Raw genomic sequence first — 13,325 nt, 5'->3', positions numbered from 1 at the left:
CCAGGGACGAGTCGCGTACCACCATCCGTGTGGTCGCCGCCAGCGCGGGGGTGTCGGGCGCGGCGTTTCGGGGCAGGGTGGGGCCATGTCGCGTGAGATCCCACAGGTCGTCCGTGCGGTGGTCGGCCTGGCCGCCACCGTCCTCGACGACACCCTCCAGCTGCCCCGGACGCTGCCGGGCCTGCCCGTGCGGGTGCTCGGGCTGGCCATGCAGGCCACGATGAAGCTGCAGCAGCACTACTCCGGTCTGGTCGCCCGCGGCGACGAGGTCTTCACCGGCCTGCGCGGCGAGGCCGAGCCGGGGCTGGCGACCTTCGACGAGGACATGCCCGGGCCGGCCGCCGGCCGCAGCTCCGCCTTCGACCGCGCCCCCGGGTTCGACCAGCCCACCTCCTTCGACCGCGCCTCCGCGCCGGTCGCCGACGACGAGGAGATGGCCGAGGAGGTCGCCGCGCTGATCGACGACGAGGTCTCCGGCCTGCCCGCCGACCCGGCGCCCGAGGAGGTCGTCGAGGCCCTCGCCGACATCAGCGACGAGGTGGCCGCCGCGGGGCTCGGCCTCGACCGCACCGAGCCCGGTCTCTCCACGGAGGACGCGCTGGAGACCGCACTGCTCGAGGCCGACGGCGCCCCCGACAGCGCCCTGGTCGACGGCGGCACCGGGGACACCGGGACCGTCGACACCGACGAGATCGCCGAGAGCCCGACCACCCCGCCGGCGTCCCTGCTGGACGCCGACGCCACCGAGTTCGACGTGCACGGGTCCGCGGCGACCGACGCACCGGCGCCCAGCGACCCGGGCGGCTCGCCGGTCGGTGAGGTGTCCGGCGCCCCCGACGTGACCACCGACGTCGACGTCCTCACCCCGGACGGCGGTGTCGCGACCGTCGAGGGAACCGTGACCGACGAGGGCGTCGCCGCACCCGAGGCGCCGACCGACGGGGACGCCGCCGCGCCCCAGGCGCCGACCGACGAGGGAGCCGGCGCACCCGGGGCGTCCGCCGACGAGACCCCCGGCGCCCCGGCCCAGGCCGACGAGCAGGACACCGGTGTCGACGAGGCGCTCGGCAGCGAGGCCAGCGACGCCGACACCCGGCCCTCCACCGAGGGCACGCCCGCCGGGGACGACCGGGACGCCACCGGCAGCGGCGACGAGGTCGTCACCGCCGCGGGCGCGCAGGTGGACGACGCGATCGGCACGGGTGAGGACACGTCCGCACCGACCGCGACGGACGACGCCGGCACCACCGACGAGGGCGACACCGGCGAAGGCGCCACCGAGGCGGCCGGCACCGGCGAGGGCGGCACCGCTGACGTGGTCGCCACCGACGAGGGCGGCACCGACGTGGCCGCCGCGACCGGCGTCCGCACCGACGTGGACGAGTCGGCCACCGCCGAGGACGCCGCGGACACCACCGGCGCCGTGGCGGCGGGCTCCGCGCCGGTCGAGGGCTACGACAGCTTCACCGTCGCCCAGCTGCGTGGTCGGCTGCGCGGTTACCAGCTCGCCACCGTGGCCGACCTGGTGGCCTACGAGGAGGCCACCCGGGCCCGCGAGCCGTACCTGCGGATGCTGCGCAACCGGCTGGAGAAGTTGGAGCGCCAGGCGGTCGAGGACAGCCCGCTGGCCCCGCGCGGCGCCTGAGGGAGGACCTCCCCGCCCCCGCCACTCGCGAGCCCGCGGCGGGTCGCTGCGGGGATGCCGGGGGCAGGGGCCACCCCGGGCAGCTCCACGCAGCGTCGTCACCGTTTGGCACGCTCGGGGGATGACCTCCCCCTCCACACCGGAAGCCCCCTGGCCGGTCCGCACGGTGGCCCGCAAGGTCGCCGAGTGGATCGGCCGGCTGGGTGAGGTCTGGGTCGAGGGGCAGGTGGCCCAGCTGTCCCGGCGCGGTGGGGCGACGGTGTTCCTCACCCTGCGCGACCCGGCCGCCGACCTGTCGGTGCCGGTGACCTGCAGCCGCGACGTCGCCGGCCGGCCGGGCCTGGAGCTCACCGAGGGCGCCCGCGTCATCGTGCGGGCACGGCCGGACTACTACATCGCCCGCGGGTCCTTCTCGCTGCGCGCCACCGAGATCCGCGCCGTCGGCCTCGGCGAGCTGCTGGCCCGCATCGAGCGGATCCGCCGGCTGCTGGCCGCCGAGGGGCTCTTCGACGCCGCCCGCAAGCGCCCGCTGCCGTTCGCGCCCGCCGTCGTCGGGGTGGTCACCGGCCGCGACAGCGCCGCCGAGCGCGACGTCCTGGTCACCGCCCGCCGCCGCTGGCCCGCCGTCCGGTTCGCCGTCCACCACAGCCTCGTGCAGGGGCCCTCGGCGGCGTCGTCGGTCATCGAGGGCCTGCAGCGGCTGGACCGGGACCCGGAGGTCGAGGTCATCGTCGTCGCCCGCGGCGGCGGCTCGGTCGAGGACCTGCTGCCCTTCTCCGACGAGGGCCTGGTCCGCGCGATTGCCGCGTGCCGTACGCCCGTGGTGACCGCCGTCGGCCACGAGACCGACACCACGCTGGTCGACCACGCCGCCGACGTCCGGGCCGCCACCCCCACCGACGCCGCGCACCGCGTGGTGCCCGAGATCGGCGAGCAGCGCCGCCTGGTCGACGGGCTGCGCGCCCGGGCCCGCCACCTCGTCGGCGCCCGGCTGGAGCAGCAGGAGCGGTGGCTGGAGAGCGTCCGCAGCCGGCCCGTCCTGGCCGATCCGCAGCGGCTGCTGCACGGCCGGGCCGACGACGTCGAGCAGCTGCGCACCCGCGCCCGGCGGAGCCTGACCCACCGGCTGGAGGGCGCCGAGCGCGACCTGGAGCACGCCCGTGCTCGGGTCGCCGCGCTCTCCCCCGCCGCGACGCTGGAGCGCGGCTACGCCGTCGTGCAGCGGGCCGACGGATCGCTGGTCCGCGAGCCGGGCGAGGTGGCCGACGACGAACGGCTGTCGGTGCGGGTGGCGGGTGGCCGGCTGCCGGTGCGCGTCGCCAGGGAGGATGGGCAGCCGTGAGCGGACAGGAACGGGAGCGCATCAGCGAGGAACGAGCGAGGAGCGGAGCGTTCCGCGGGACCGGACCGGGGGCAGCGTGAGCGACGAGCCGGGCGAGCAGCCGACGACCACCTACGAGCAGGCCCGCGAGGAGCTCGCCGACGTCGTCCGGCGACTGGAGGCCGGCGGGCTGACCCTCGAGGAGTCCCTCGGCCTGTGGGAGCGCGGGGAGCAGCTGGCCGAGCTGTGCCGGCACTGGCTGGACCGGGCCCGCGAGCGCCTCCCCGCGGCGCCCCCCGGCGATCAGCCCGAGTAGGGGCGCACCGCTCCGGCGACGGTCGCCAGCTCCTCGTCGGTCGCCGAGCCGGTGACCAGCACGGTGATGCCGTCGGCCGTGCGGGAGAGCACGGTCTCGCCGCGCTCCGTCGTCCCCCGGGTCCAGGCCTGGCCGTCGAGGTCGACGGTGCCCTGCTCCTGCGCACCGCCGAGGACGCCGGTGACGGCGACGGCGCGGGCGTCGTCGCTGACCACGAAGCCGGCGTACTCCGACGACGGCGTGAGGTAGCCGACCTCCAGGGTGACCGGGTCGCCGGCTTCCGCCGTGCCTGCGTCGGTGCGCGCGCTGGTCGGGCGGTAGCCCTCGGGGAGGCCCGTGGGGGCGACCACCGGGTACCCGGCGCGGGCGGCGGCCAGCTGCACGGTGCTGCTGGGGTCGACCTCGCGGACGGTGTCGACGGCGGACTGCTTGAAGGCCATCCAGCCCACCAGCGCCAGGCAGATCAGCACCAGCGGGGCCAGCGACCGCAGCATGTTGGCCGCGCTCATCCGGTTGGCCCGCTCGATCGCCGGTGAGGGCGCCTGCGCGGGAGGCTGACTGGTCGGGCCGGCGGAGGTCACCCCCCTAGGATGACAGGACTCATCGCCCCACCCCGCTGCCCGACGTCCGTGCGGCGGAACGAGGAGGTCCGCGTGTCCCTGCCCCTGCCCGACGGCCCGCCGACCCACAGTGGAGCCGGCTTCCGCGCCGACCGCCCGGCTCCTGACCGCAACCTCGCCCTCGAGCTGGTGCGGGTCACCGAGGCCGGAGCCATGGCCGCCGGCCGATGGGTGGGCCGCGGCGACAAGAACGGGGGGGACGGTGCTGCAGTCGACGCGATGCGCTCCCTGATCGGCACAGTGAGGATGAAGGGCGTCGTCGTCATCGGCGAGGGCGAGAAGGACCAGGCCCCGATGCTCTTCAACGGCGAGCAGGTCGGTGACGGCAACGGCCCGGAGTGCGACGTCGCGGTCGACCCCGTCGACGGCACCACGCTCATGGCCAAGGGCATGCCCAACGCCATCGCCGTCATGGCCGTCGCCGACCGCGGCGCCATGTACGACCCGTCCGCGGTCTTCTACATGGAGAAGATCGCTGTCGGGCCGGCCGCGGCCGACGTCGTCGACATCACCGCGCCCGTCGCCGAGAACATCCGCCGGGTCGCCAAGGCCAAGCACGACTCCGTCGGCGACGTCACCGTGTGCATCCTCGACCGGCCGCGTCACGACCAGCTGGTCCACGAGGTGCGGGAGGCCGGCGCGCGGATCAAGTTCATCACCGACGGCGACGTGGCCGGCGCGATCGCCGCGGCCCGCGAGGGCACCGGCGTCGACCTGCTCATGGGCATCGGCGGCACACCGGAGGGCATCATCGCCGCCTGCGCGCTCAAGTGCATGGGTGGTGCGCTGCAGGGCAAGCTGTGGCCCAAGGACGACGAGGAGCGGCAGAAGGCCCTCGACGCCGGCCACGACCTCGACCGGGTCCTGCAGATCGACGACCTCGTGCGCGGCGACGTCTTCTTCGTGGCCACCGGCATCACCGACGGCGAGCTGCTGCGCGGCGTCCAGTACCGCTCCGGCGGCTGCACGACGCAGTCGCTGGTCATGCGCTCGAAGTCGGGCACGATCCGCCAGATCGACAGCCTGCACTCGCTGGAGAAGCTGCGCGCCTACTCCTCGGTGCCCGTCGACCGCTCCGAGGGCTGAGCACGTCGTCGGCGTCCGGCCGACGACCGCGGCCAGGTGCCGTCCCCCGGCCCAGCGGAGCCGCTGCGTCGTCCCTGCGCGGACCCTCCGGCGCCCACTCGGGACGACCGGCCGGCGCGTCAGCGCGGGGGCAGGGGTGGCGGAATCGGCGGCGGCGGGGGAATCGGTGGGAGGGGCGGGACCGAGGGCGGCAGCGGCCGGGCGGCGAGACGGTCGACCATCGCCCGCCACCGGCTCGCCGACTCCCCCGGCGCCAGGCTGCGCAGCCGCAGGTCGCCGAACACGCTGCGCGCGTGGACGACGATCCGCGGGGTCCCCGCCAGCCGCGGCACCGGGGCGAGCTGGGTCCTGCGGTCGCCGAAGACCGTCCGGCCGCGCAGCTCGGCGTCCACCCCCTCGGCGACGACCACGTCGACGTCGCCGAACACCGTCCCCAGGGTCATCTCGATCCGGTCGGCGTCGGTCCGCAGGCCGCGCAGGTCCAGCCGGACGTCGCCGAAGACGGTGGTCACCCGCTGCGGCGCGTTCGGGCCGGCGAGCTTCACGTCGCCGAACACGCTGCTGAGCTCCGCCGGGGCGCGCGTGCCGACGATCTCGACCGGTGGCGGGGCGTCCGGGGGGAGGTCGGCGACGAGCGCGCCCAGGTCGTCGAGCGTGCCGGCGGCGTAGGCGGCCTCGACCCGCTCGCCGAACTCCGACAGGTCGATCCGTCCCTCGGCGACGGCTCGCTGCAGGCGGGTCACGGTGGCCTCGCGGTCGGCGTCCGAGGCGCGCACGGCCGGTGGCCGGTCGGGAGCGGCGTGGGGGTCCACGTGGCCGACCGTAGTGGAGCCGTCGCCCCCGGGCCCCGCACCGGGACCCGCCCTGAGCCAGCGGAGGACGGGTCCTCCCTCAGTCCAGCTCGGTGCAGTAGGCGACGGCGGACGGCTTGACCCGGCCACCGCAGGTGCTGGCGTAGTGCTCGTACCCCGAGAACGGCGCGGACCCCGCGTGGAGCCGGTCGCACGCGTCCAGGACGCCGGCGAAGCACTCCAGCGCGTGGCCGTCCAGCGCGACGTCGCTCCCGAGGGTCCCCGGGGGCACCGGGTCGATCTGCTCGAGGGGCCCGTAGCCGTGGCCCCCGAGGAGGCCGCCGGCGCCCGGCACCGCCTCGGTCTGCGCGCCCATCGACCCGCCCAGCGCGCTGCTGGTCTCGCGACCGACATCGTCCGCCCGGCCGGCGAGCACCGAGGACACGAGCAGTGACGAGAGCAGCGCCGCGATCAGCAGACCGACGGAGAGCACCGTGGCGCCCGTCGCGGCGGCCACGACCAGGCTGTCGGTGCCGCGCCGGGACGCCACGGCGGGCGGGGCCGCAGCCGGGGCGGCGGCGCGGGCCACGCGGGTGCGGAGGCCACCCGGTCGGGAGCCGCCGACGGCCAGCCGGACGGTGGCGCGGCGTCGAACGGCTGCGGCTGGGACTGCGACACGGGGTCTCCTCCGACCAGGGCGGACGACCCATGCCGGGTCCGCCTCGCCCGCCCGGGCCGCTCCCACGTCGGAGCGGTCCGGACCGTGACCTCGCGGGCATCTAGGGTCCTGAGTCGGAGCCCTGTCACCAACCACCACACCGGGAGCTGCAGCAATGCCCGCTGAGACCCAGGCCGCACAGCAGGACGGCACCGACTACCGCATCGAGCACGACTCCATGGGCGAGGTCCGGGTCCCCGCGTGGGCGAAGTGGCGGGCGCAGACCCAGCGCGCCGTCGAGAACTTCCCGATCTCCGGCACGCCGATCGAGCGGGAGCTGATCGGCGCCCTTGCCGCGATCAAGGGTGCCGCTGCCGCGGTGAACGCCTCCCTGGGTGTGCTGCCGCAGGAAACCGCCGACGCGATCGGCACCGCGGCCGCGTCCGTGGCCCGCGGCGAGTGGGACGAGCACTTCCCCATCGACGTCTTCCAGACGGGGTCGGGGACGTCGAGCAACATGAACACCAACGAGGTGATCGCCTCCCTCGCCACCGAGGCGCTCGGCTCGCCGGTGCACCCCAACGACCACGTCAACGCCTCGCAGTCGTCCAACGACGTCTTCCCGTCGGCCATCCACGTGGCCGCGACGCGGGCGATCGTCCGCGACCTGATCCCGGCGCTGCAGCACCTCGAGGCCTCGCTCTCCCGCAAGGCCGAGGAGTTCGCCGAGGTCGTGAAGAGCGGCCGCACCCACCTGATGGACGCCACCCCGGTCACCCTCGGCCAGGAGTTCGGCGGGTACGCCGCGGCGGTGCGCTACGGCGTCGAGCGGCTGCAGGCGTCGCTGCCGAGGATCGGCGAGCTGCCGTTGGGCGGCACCGCGGTCGGCACGGGCATCAACACCCCGCCCGGGTTCGCCGCCGCGATCATCGAGCGGCTCGCCGCCGAGCTGGACCTGCCGCTCTCCGAGGCGCGCGACCACTTCGAGGCGCAGAGCTCGCGCGACGCCCTGGTGGAGGGCTCCGGCCAGCTGAAGACGATCGCCGTCGGCCTGGTGAAGATCGCCAACGACCTGCGCTGGATGGGTTCCGGCCCGCGCACCGGCCTGGGCGAGATCCAGCTGCCCGACCTGCAGCCCGGCAGCTCGATCATGCCGGGCAAGGTGAACCCGGTGATCCCGGAGGCGGTCATCCAGGTGAGCGCGCAGGTGATCGGGAACGACGCCGCGGTGACCTTCGCCGGCACCACCGGCGTCTTCGAGCTCAACGTCACGCTGCCCCTGATGGCCCGCAACGTGCTCGAGTCCATCCGGCTGCTGGCCAACGCCAGCCGGATCCTGGCCGACCGCTGCGTCGACGGGATCGTCGCCAACGTCGACCGGTGCCGGGAGTACGCCGAGTCCTCGCCGTCGATCGTGACGCCGCTGAACAAGTACATCGGCTACGAGGAGGCGGCCAAGGTCGCCAAGCAGTCGCTGGCCGAGCAGAAGACGATCCGCCAGGTCGTGGTGGAGCGGGGCTACGTCGAGCAGGGCAAGCTCACCGAGCAGCAGCTCGACGAGGCCCTCGACGTCCTCTCGATGACCCACCCGTGACGCCCGGCGGGGCAGATCCGGCACACGGATCTGCCCCGCTGATCCGGCGGGGCGTGGTGGTATCCCCCTGAACCTGAGTAGCGTCCCCAACTGATGAGCGAGACAGCAAGCGCACCCGCGGCCGGCAACCCCGACGTGTCCCTGCGCTACCCCGGTGGAGAACTGCCCCTGCGCGTGGTCCCGGCCACGGAAGGGGCGGATGGACTGGACACAGGCAAGCTGCTGGCGACGACCGGACAGGTCGCGCTGGACATCGGCTTCGTCAACACCGCCGCGTGCACCTCGGCGATCACCTACATCGACGGTGACGCCGGGATCCTCCGCTACCGCGGCTACCCGATCGACCAGCTCGCCGGGAAGGCCAGCTTCGTCGAGGTCAGCTACCTGCTGATCTACGGCGAGCTGCCGACCGCCGACCAGCTGGCCGAGTTCGACTCCCGGCTGCGGCGGCACACGCTGCTGCACGAGGACCTCAAGCAGTTCTTCAGGGGCTTCCCGCGCGACGCGCACCCGATGCCGGTGCTCTCCTCGGCGGTCAGCGCCCTGTCGACCTTCTACCAGGACTCCCTGGACCCGTTCGACGAGCGGCAGGTCGAGATCTCGACGCTGCGCCTGCTGGCCAAGCTGCCGACGATCGCCGCGTACGCGTACAAGAAGTCGGTCGGCCAGCCGTTCCTCTACCCGGACAACTCCCTCGGGCTGACCGAGAACTTCCTGCGGATGACGTTCGGCTTCCCGGCCGAGCCCTACGAGGTCGACCCGGACCTGGCCGCGGCGCTGGACATGCTGTTCGTGCTGCACGCCGATCACGAGCAGAACTGCTCGACGTCGACGGTGCGGCTGGTGGGCTCCTCCCAGGCCAACCTGTTCGCCTCCATCTCGGCCGGTATCAACGCGCTGTTCGGTCCGCTGCACGGTGGGGCGAACCAGTCGGTGCTGGAGATGCTCGAGTCCATCCAGCGCGAGGGCGGCGACATCCCGTCGTTCGTGAAGCGGGTCAAGAACAAGGAGCCCGGCGTCAAGCTGATGGGCTTCGGGCACCGGGTCTACAAGAACTACGACCCGCGGGCGGCGATCGTGAAGCAGACCGCCGACAGCGTGCTCGACAAGCTCGGCGGTGACAACGAGCTGCTGGACCTCGCCCGCCAGCTGGAGGAGATCGCGCTCTCCGACGACTACTTCGTCGAGCGCAAGCTCTACCCGAACGTCGACTTCTACACCGGGCTGATCTACCGGGCGATGGGCTTCCCGACGCGGATGTTCACCGTGCTCTTCGCCCTCGGCCGGCTGCCCGGCTGGATCGCCCAGTGGCGCGAGATGATCAACGACCCGGCCACCAAGATCGGCCGGCCGCGGCAGGTCTACACCGGGGCCACCGAGCGCGCGTTCGTGCCGCTGTCCGAGCGCTGAGCCCGGCCCTGCTGCAGTAGAAGGACCCCGTCCTCCCCACCCCTCGCACGCTCGGGGCGGGACCCGGGACGGGGCCGGGGGGCAGCGGGGTCCTCTCTCGAGGTCCCGTCGTCCGCCCCGGACGACGGGACCTCGGCGTCTCCGGCAGCATGGGCCCCGCCACGTCCGTCCGCGCCACCGCTCCGGGAGGGAGTCCCGTGTCCGAGTCCCCCTCCGAGGACGACCTGGTGCTGCCACCCGTGCCGCTGGCGACCGGCGGCGCGGTCCAGGTCGACGGCACCGGTCGCCGCGTGAGCCGGGTGGAGCTGGTCGTCTCCACCGAGGACGGCGCGGAGCTGCGCATCCCGCTCGAGCACCACCACGGCGCCTGGTGGCCGCCGACCGAGCGCACCGCACCGCCGGCGGGCGTGTACGCCGATCGGGTGCCACCTGCGGATCACCCTCACCCGGAGGGGTGAGACCCCCTCCCCCTCCCTCCGGGCGCCCCCCGCCCCCGTCGATACGAGGTCTGAGCGCACCGCGGAACACCGCGGCGCCGGCCACGTACGACGAGACAGCCCGGGGGACCCGCAGTGCCCGCACCACGCACGTCGGTCCGCACCGCCGCCACCCGACCCGCCCGGACCACCACCGCCCGGACCGCCACCGCCCGCACCCGCACCGCCGGCGCCCGCACCACCGCCCCGCGCCCGCCGCTCACCGCGCAGGAGGCCCAGGCGCTGCGCGCCGTGCTGGCCGCCCGCGCCGCCGCGACCCCGGACCCCGGGGCCGCGCCGTCCCGCCGCAGCACCACCGGCCGGTCCTCCTCCAGCCGCCGTCCGGCCTCCGCCACCCGCGCGCGCACGAGCCGGAAGCGCCGCACGGCGTCCCCCCGGCCGGCTCCGCTCCGCCGCTGGCTGCCCACCGCCGACGGCCGCCGCTGGCGGGTGCGGCTGTCCCTGACCGCCCTCGGTCTCGTGCTGCCCGTGCTGGCCGGCCTGGTGTCTCCTGGCACCCAGGCGACCAGCACCGCCGCCGAGCCGACCGACACGACCGGACTCGCCCTCGCGGCCCAGGGCTCACTCCTCGACGCCGCGAACCGCTACCGCGCCCTCGAGCGGGACCTCGCCGCCCGGCACGCCGAGCTGGCGTCGGCGCGCGCCGCGGAGCAGTCCGCGCAGCAGCAGGTGACGGCCGCGCGCGCGACGGTCGGCACCGGCGCCGCCGACCTCTACCGGGCGTCGGCCGAGTCGCGGAGCCCGCTGCTGCAGCTCGACGTCCGGGCGGCCGGCGCCACCGCCGACGTCCTCCACGGAACCGCGCTCGCCGAGCAGGCCGCGCAGGAGCTCGAGGTCGACGTCGTCCGGGCCCAGCGCGCCGAGGCCGACCTGACGCTGGCCACCCGCCGCGTGACGGTGGCCGAGGCCGCCCTCGCGACCGTGCAGGCGCAGGCTGCCGCCGTCCTCGAGGAGGTGCGCGCCGAGGTGGGCGGGCTGCGGACCGACGTCGCCGCCCAGCTCGCCGCGCTCGGCACCGCCCAGGCCGCGGCGGCGCAGCAGGACGCCAACCGGGCGGCGCTGCGCCGCTGGCAGGAGCACCTCGGCGTGCTGGCGCTCGCCGGCATCGAGTCGCCGACGGCGGCCGACCTCGTCGACCCCACGGCGCTGCCCGCCGGCCTCTCCCCCGCGCTCGACGGTGCGGGGCAGCCGATCCCGGGAGTCGCCTGGGCCGTGGCGGGCAACCGCCCGGTGACCGTGCTGCCGGCCGAGACGGTGGCCGCGGTGAGCTCCGCGCTGGCCCAGGTCGGCAAGCCCTACGTGCCCGGCGGCACCGGTCCCGACGCCTACGACTGCGGCGGCCTGGCGGCTGCCTCGTGGCTGCTGGCCGGGTACGCGATCCCGACCGCCGCCGGCGACCAGTGGGCGCACGGCGCCGCCGTCCCGCTGTCCCAGCTGCAGATCGGCGACCTCGTCCACGCCGACGGCGGGCACGACGTCGGCGTCTACGTGGGCGAGGGCCAGGTCGTGGCCGCGTCGGCCGCCGGCTACCAGGTCGGCGTCCGCCCGGTCGGGGACGCGTCCGCCGCCGTGCGGGTCACCCTGCCCGCCCCGGCGCAGCCGAACGCCGCACTGCCGGCCGGTACCGCCGGCCGGGGTGCCTGTGGCGCACCGCCCGCGCCGGTCGGCCCGGTCAGCCCGGCCTGGGGCGGCTGGTCGAACGGCACCATCCCCGCGACCGCCCTGTGCCCGATCGCCCGCGGCCACGCCCTGCGCTGCGACGCCGCTGCCGGCTACGCGGCCCTGGCGGACGCCTACCGCGCGGCGTTCGGCAGCCCGCTGTGCATCACCGACTCCTACCGATCGTTGGGTTCTCAGGTCACCGCCTCCCGCGCCAAGCCGGCGCTCGCCGCGGTGCCCGGGACGTCGAACCACGGGTGGGCCCTGGCGGTCGACCTCTGCGGCGGCATCAACGTCGCGGGCACCGTGCAGTCGGCGTGGATGGCGGCCAACGCCGGCCGGTTCGGCTTCGTGCAGCCGGACTGGGCCCGGCAGGGCGGCGAGAAGCCCGAGCCGTGGCACTGGGAGTTCGGCCACCTGGCCTGAACCGGCGGTTGCGGCGGGCCATGATCAAGTGACCTGATCCCAGCGTGTCCTCCCCTACCGCCGAACGCGAGGGAGGACACGCTGGGATCAGGTCAGCTGATCATTGCGGCGCGGAAGCTCAGATCCAGCGCAGGCGGGCGAGCTGCCGCCAGGGCAGTCGCTGGCACGCCTCGCCGGTCTCCCCGGCGAGCCGCGCGGCCACGCCGGCGTCGGCGCAGGCCAGCGGCGAGGAGGGCGTGACGACGACGTGCGGGTCGTGCAGGTCGAGCCCGGCGGCGGCGATGTGGTCCAGCAGCAGCCCCGGGGCGACGAGGACGGCGGAGGCGAGCAGCGGCACCTCGGGGTGCGCCCACAGCGCCACCGGGCCCTCGACCCTCAGGGAGCCCCCGACCGCGGCAGCCCGCTCCCACGCGGCTGCGCGCGCACGGTCCACGGCGCGCCGGTCCAGGCCGGCCGACGGCGTCCACGGCAGAGCCCGGTTCCCGCGGCGGACGACGACCCGCCAGCCGACGCCGGTCTCGGTCCGGTCGGTCCAGTCGAGCACCGCCACGCCGGCCTCGGCGGCCACCGCGTCGGGGACCGGGCGGTCGAGCACCCAGGCCGTCAGCGCGGCCGCCAGCTCCTCGGGCGTCGAGCCGACGCGGGCGTCGGTCATGTCCTCGGCCAGGTCGCGCAACGGTGTGCGCACCCGCCGCTCGTCCTCCTCGAGGACCACGACGGGACCGTCGACCCGGTCGTCGGCCAGGGAGATCTGCAGTCGCCCGGTCGCCAACGGGGGCAGCACCTCGTCGGCGACCCGGCGCAGGTCGGCCACGGTGACGGGCACGGAGCGCAGCCGCTGCAGCAGCCCGGCGGCGCCGAACAGCCCGCCGCTCACGGACGGTCCTGGCACAGTGCGGTGCGCAGCCTCGGCGCCAGCTCGGGCAGGGTCAGCACGCTGGTCAGCTCCCGGGCGGACAGCCGCACGGGCAGCACGTCGGCGCCCCAGCCGGTCACCCGGCGCACCCGCGCTGCGGAGCCGGGCCACATGGCGTCGCGTGCCGTGGCCACGTGCAGCTCGGTGAGCACGTCGGAGAGGTGGATGGCGGCCACCGGGTGCACCTCGGCACCCTCCAGGGCGCAGCGCACGAGCGTCCCCAGCTCCTCCCGCTCGGCGGCGGTCAGCCAGTGCGGGACCAGGACGTCGGGCGCCGCTGCGCCCGGGGCGAGGGCGCTCACCACGCACCCGCGGCGGCCGGGACGGGCACCGCACCGCGGCTGCGGCCGGCTCCCGTGCGCTCTCTCACGACCTGGATATCGGCA

Annotated in this window: 13 protein-coding genes; 8 read left to right on the top strand and 5 right to left on the bottom strand. The window is 75.6% G+C overall.

Annotated features, from left to right (window positions below):
* Window positions 1-85 precede the first annotated feature (85 nt).
* From GOBS_RS26770 to GOBS_RS04990, 3 genes are all read left to right on the top strand, one after another.
* Window positions 86-1,645 carry a hypothetical protein gene (locus GOBS_RS26770; protein ID WP_012947209.1) on the top strand — a complete coding sequence of 520 codons (1,560 nt, stop codon included), beginning with the start codon at window positions 86-88 and terminating at the stop codon, window positions 1,643-1,645.
* Between the two features lie 121 nt (window positions 1,646-1,766).
* The gene (gene xseA, locus GOBS_RS04995; protein WP_012947208.1) at window positions 1,767-2,987 is read left to right on the top strand and encodes an exodeoxyribonuclease VII large subunit; all 1,221 of its coding nucleotides are present in this window, start codon (window positions 1,767-1,769) and stop codon (window positions 2,985-2,987) included.
* 76 nt (window positions 2,988-3,063) lie between these two features.
* Window positions 3,064-3,282: an exodeoxyribonuclease VII small subunit gene (locus tag GOBS_RS04990; RefSeq protein WP_012947207.1), complete on the top strand. Its 219-nt coding sequence runs from the start codon at window positions 3,064-3,066 to the stop codon at window positions 3,280-3,282.
* Here GOBS_RS04990 and GOBS_RS04985 read toward each other — a convergent pair.
* The gene (locus tag GOBS_RS04985; protein ID WP_012947206.1) at window positions 3,270-3,863 is read right to left on the bottom strand and encodes a DUF4245 domain-containing protein; all 594 of its coding nucleotides are present in this window, start codon (window positions 3,861-3,863) and stop codon (window positions 3,270-3,272) included. The genes GOBS_RS04990 and GOBS_RS04985 overlap by 13 nt on opposite strands.
* Window positions 3,864-3,935: 72 nt before the next feature.
* On the opposite strand from GOBS_RS04985, the gene glpX reads away from it, so the two are divergent.
* Window positions 3,936-4,988, top strand: coding sequence for a class II fructose-bisphosphatase (gene glpX / locus GOBS_RS04980; RefSeq protein ID WP_012947205.1), 1,053 nt, complete (start codon window positions 3,936-3,938; stop codon window positions 4,986-4,988).
* A gap of 119 nt (window positions 4,989-5,107) precedes the next feature.
* On the opposite strand, the gene GOBS_RS28525 is transcribed toward glpX, so the two are convergent.
* On the bottom strand, window positions 5,108-5,800 hold the full coding sequence (locus GOBS_RS28525) for a DUF1707 SHOCT-like domain-containing protein (protein WP_012947204.1): 693 nt from the start codon (window positions 5,798-5,800) through the stop codon (window positions 5,108-5,110).
* Window positions 5,801-5,879: 79 nt separating this feature from the next.
* On the bottom strand, window positions 5,880-6,368 hold the full coding sequence (locus GOBS_RS28520; RefSeq protein WP_012947203.1) for a hypothetical protein: 489 nt from the start codon (window positions 6,366-6,368) through the stop codon (window positions 5,880-5,882).
* Between the two features lie 244 nt (window positions 6,369-6,612).
* On the opposite strand from GOBS_RS28520, the gene GOBS_RS04965 reads away from it, so the two are divergent.
* From GOBS_RS04965 to GOBS_RS04950, 4 genes are all read left to right on the top strand, one after another.
* Window positions 6,613-8,031, top strand: a complete 1,419-nt coding sequence (locus tag GOBS_RS04965) for a class II fumarate hydratase (RefSeq protein ID WP_012947202.1) — start codon at window positions 6,613-6,615, stop codon at window positions 8,029-8,031.
* Between the two features lie 93 nt (window positions 8,032-8,124).
* On the top strand, window positions 8,125-9,441 hold the full coding sequence (locus tag GOBS_RS04960) for a citrate synthase (RefSeq protein WP_012947201.1): 1,317 nt from the start codon (window positions 8,125-8,127) through the stop codon (window positions 9,439-9,441).
* 197 nt (window positions 9,442-9,638) lie between these two features.
* Window positions 9,639-9,899, top strand: a complete 261-nt coding sequence (locus tag GOBS_RS04955) for a hypothetical protein (protein ID WP_012947200.1) — start codon at window positions 9,639-9,641, stop codon at window positions 9,897-9,899.
* 114 nt (window positions 9,900-10,013) lie between these two features.
* Window positions 10,014-12,023: an NlpC/P60 family protein gene (locus tag GOBS_RS04950; protein ID WP_012947199.1), complete on the top strand. Its 2,010-nt coding sequence runs from the start codon at window positions 10,014-10,016 to the stop codon at window positions 12,021-12,023.
* A 118-nt stretch (window positions 12,024-12,141) separates the two neighbouring features.
* Here the strand turns inward: GOBS_RS04950 and GOBS_RS04945 are convergent, their stop codons facing one another.
* Together GOBS_RS04945 and GOBS_RS04940 are read right to left on the bottom strand one after the other, a co-directional pair.
* A complete protein-coding gene (locus GOBS_RS04945) occupies window positions 12,142-12,900 on the bottom strand; it encodes a hypothetical protein (protein ID WP_012947198.1) in 759 nt (252 codons plus the stop codon).
* Entirely contained in the window at window positions 12,897-13,241 is a 345-nt protein-coding gene (locus tag GOBS_RS04940) for a hypothetical protein (RefSeq protein WP_166487291.1), read from the bottom strand. Before GOBS_RS04940 ends, GOBS_RS04945 begins: the two co-directional genes overlap by 4 nt.
* Between the last annotated feature and the right edge of the window lie 84 nt (window positions 13,242-13,325).

Origin of the sequence: Geodermatophilus obscurus DSM 43160, assembly GCF_000025345.1 — a bacterium.
Classification (GTDB): domain Bacteria; phylum Actinomycetota; class Actinomycetes; order Mycobacteriales; family Geodermatophilaceae; genus Geodermatophilus; species Geodermatophilus obscurus.
Note: the sequence above shows the minus strand (reverse complement) of the source record. Positions and strands in the feature narration are given on the sequence as shown.

Coding starts and splice junctions, on each gene's coding strand:
- GOBS_RS26770 (WP_012947209.1), top strand. CDS start 86: ATGTCGCGTGAGATCCCACAGGTCGTCCGTGCGGTGGTCGGCCTGGCC.
- GOBS_RS04960 (WP_012947201.1), top strand. CDS start 8,125: ATGAGCGAGACAGCAAGCGCACCCGCGGCCGGCAACCCCGACGTGTCC.
- GOBS_RS04965 (WP_012947202.1), top strand. CDS start 6,613: ATGCCCGCTGAGACCCAGGCCGCACAGCAGGACGGCACCGACTACCGC.
- xseA (WP_012947208.1), top strand. CDS start 1,767: ATGACCTCCCCCTCCACACCGGAAGCCCCCTGGCCGGTCCGCACGGTG.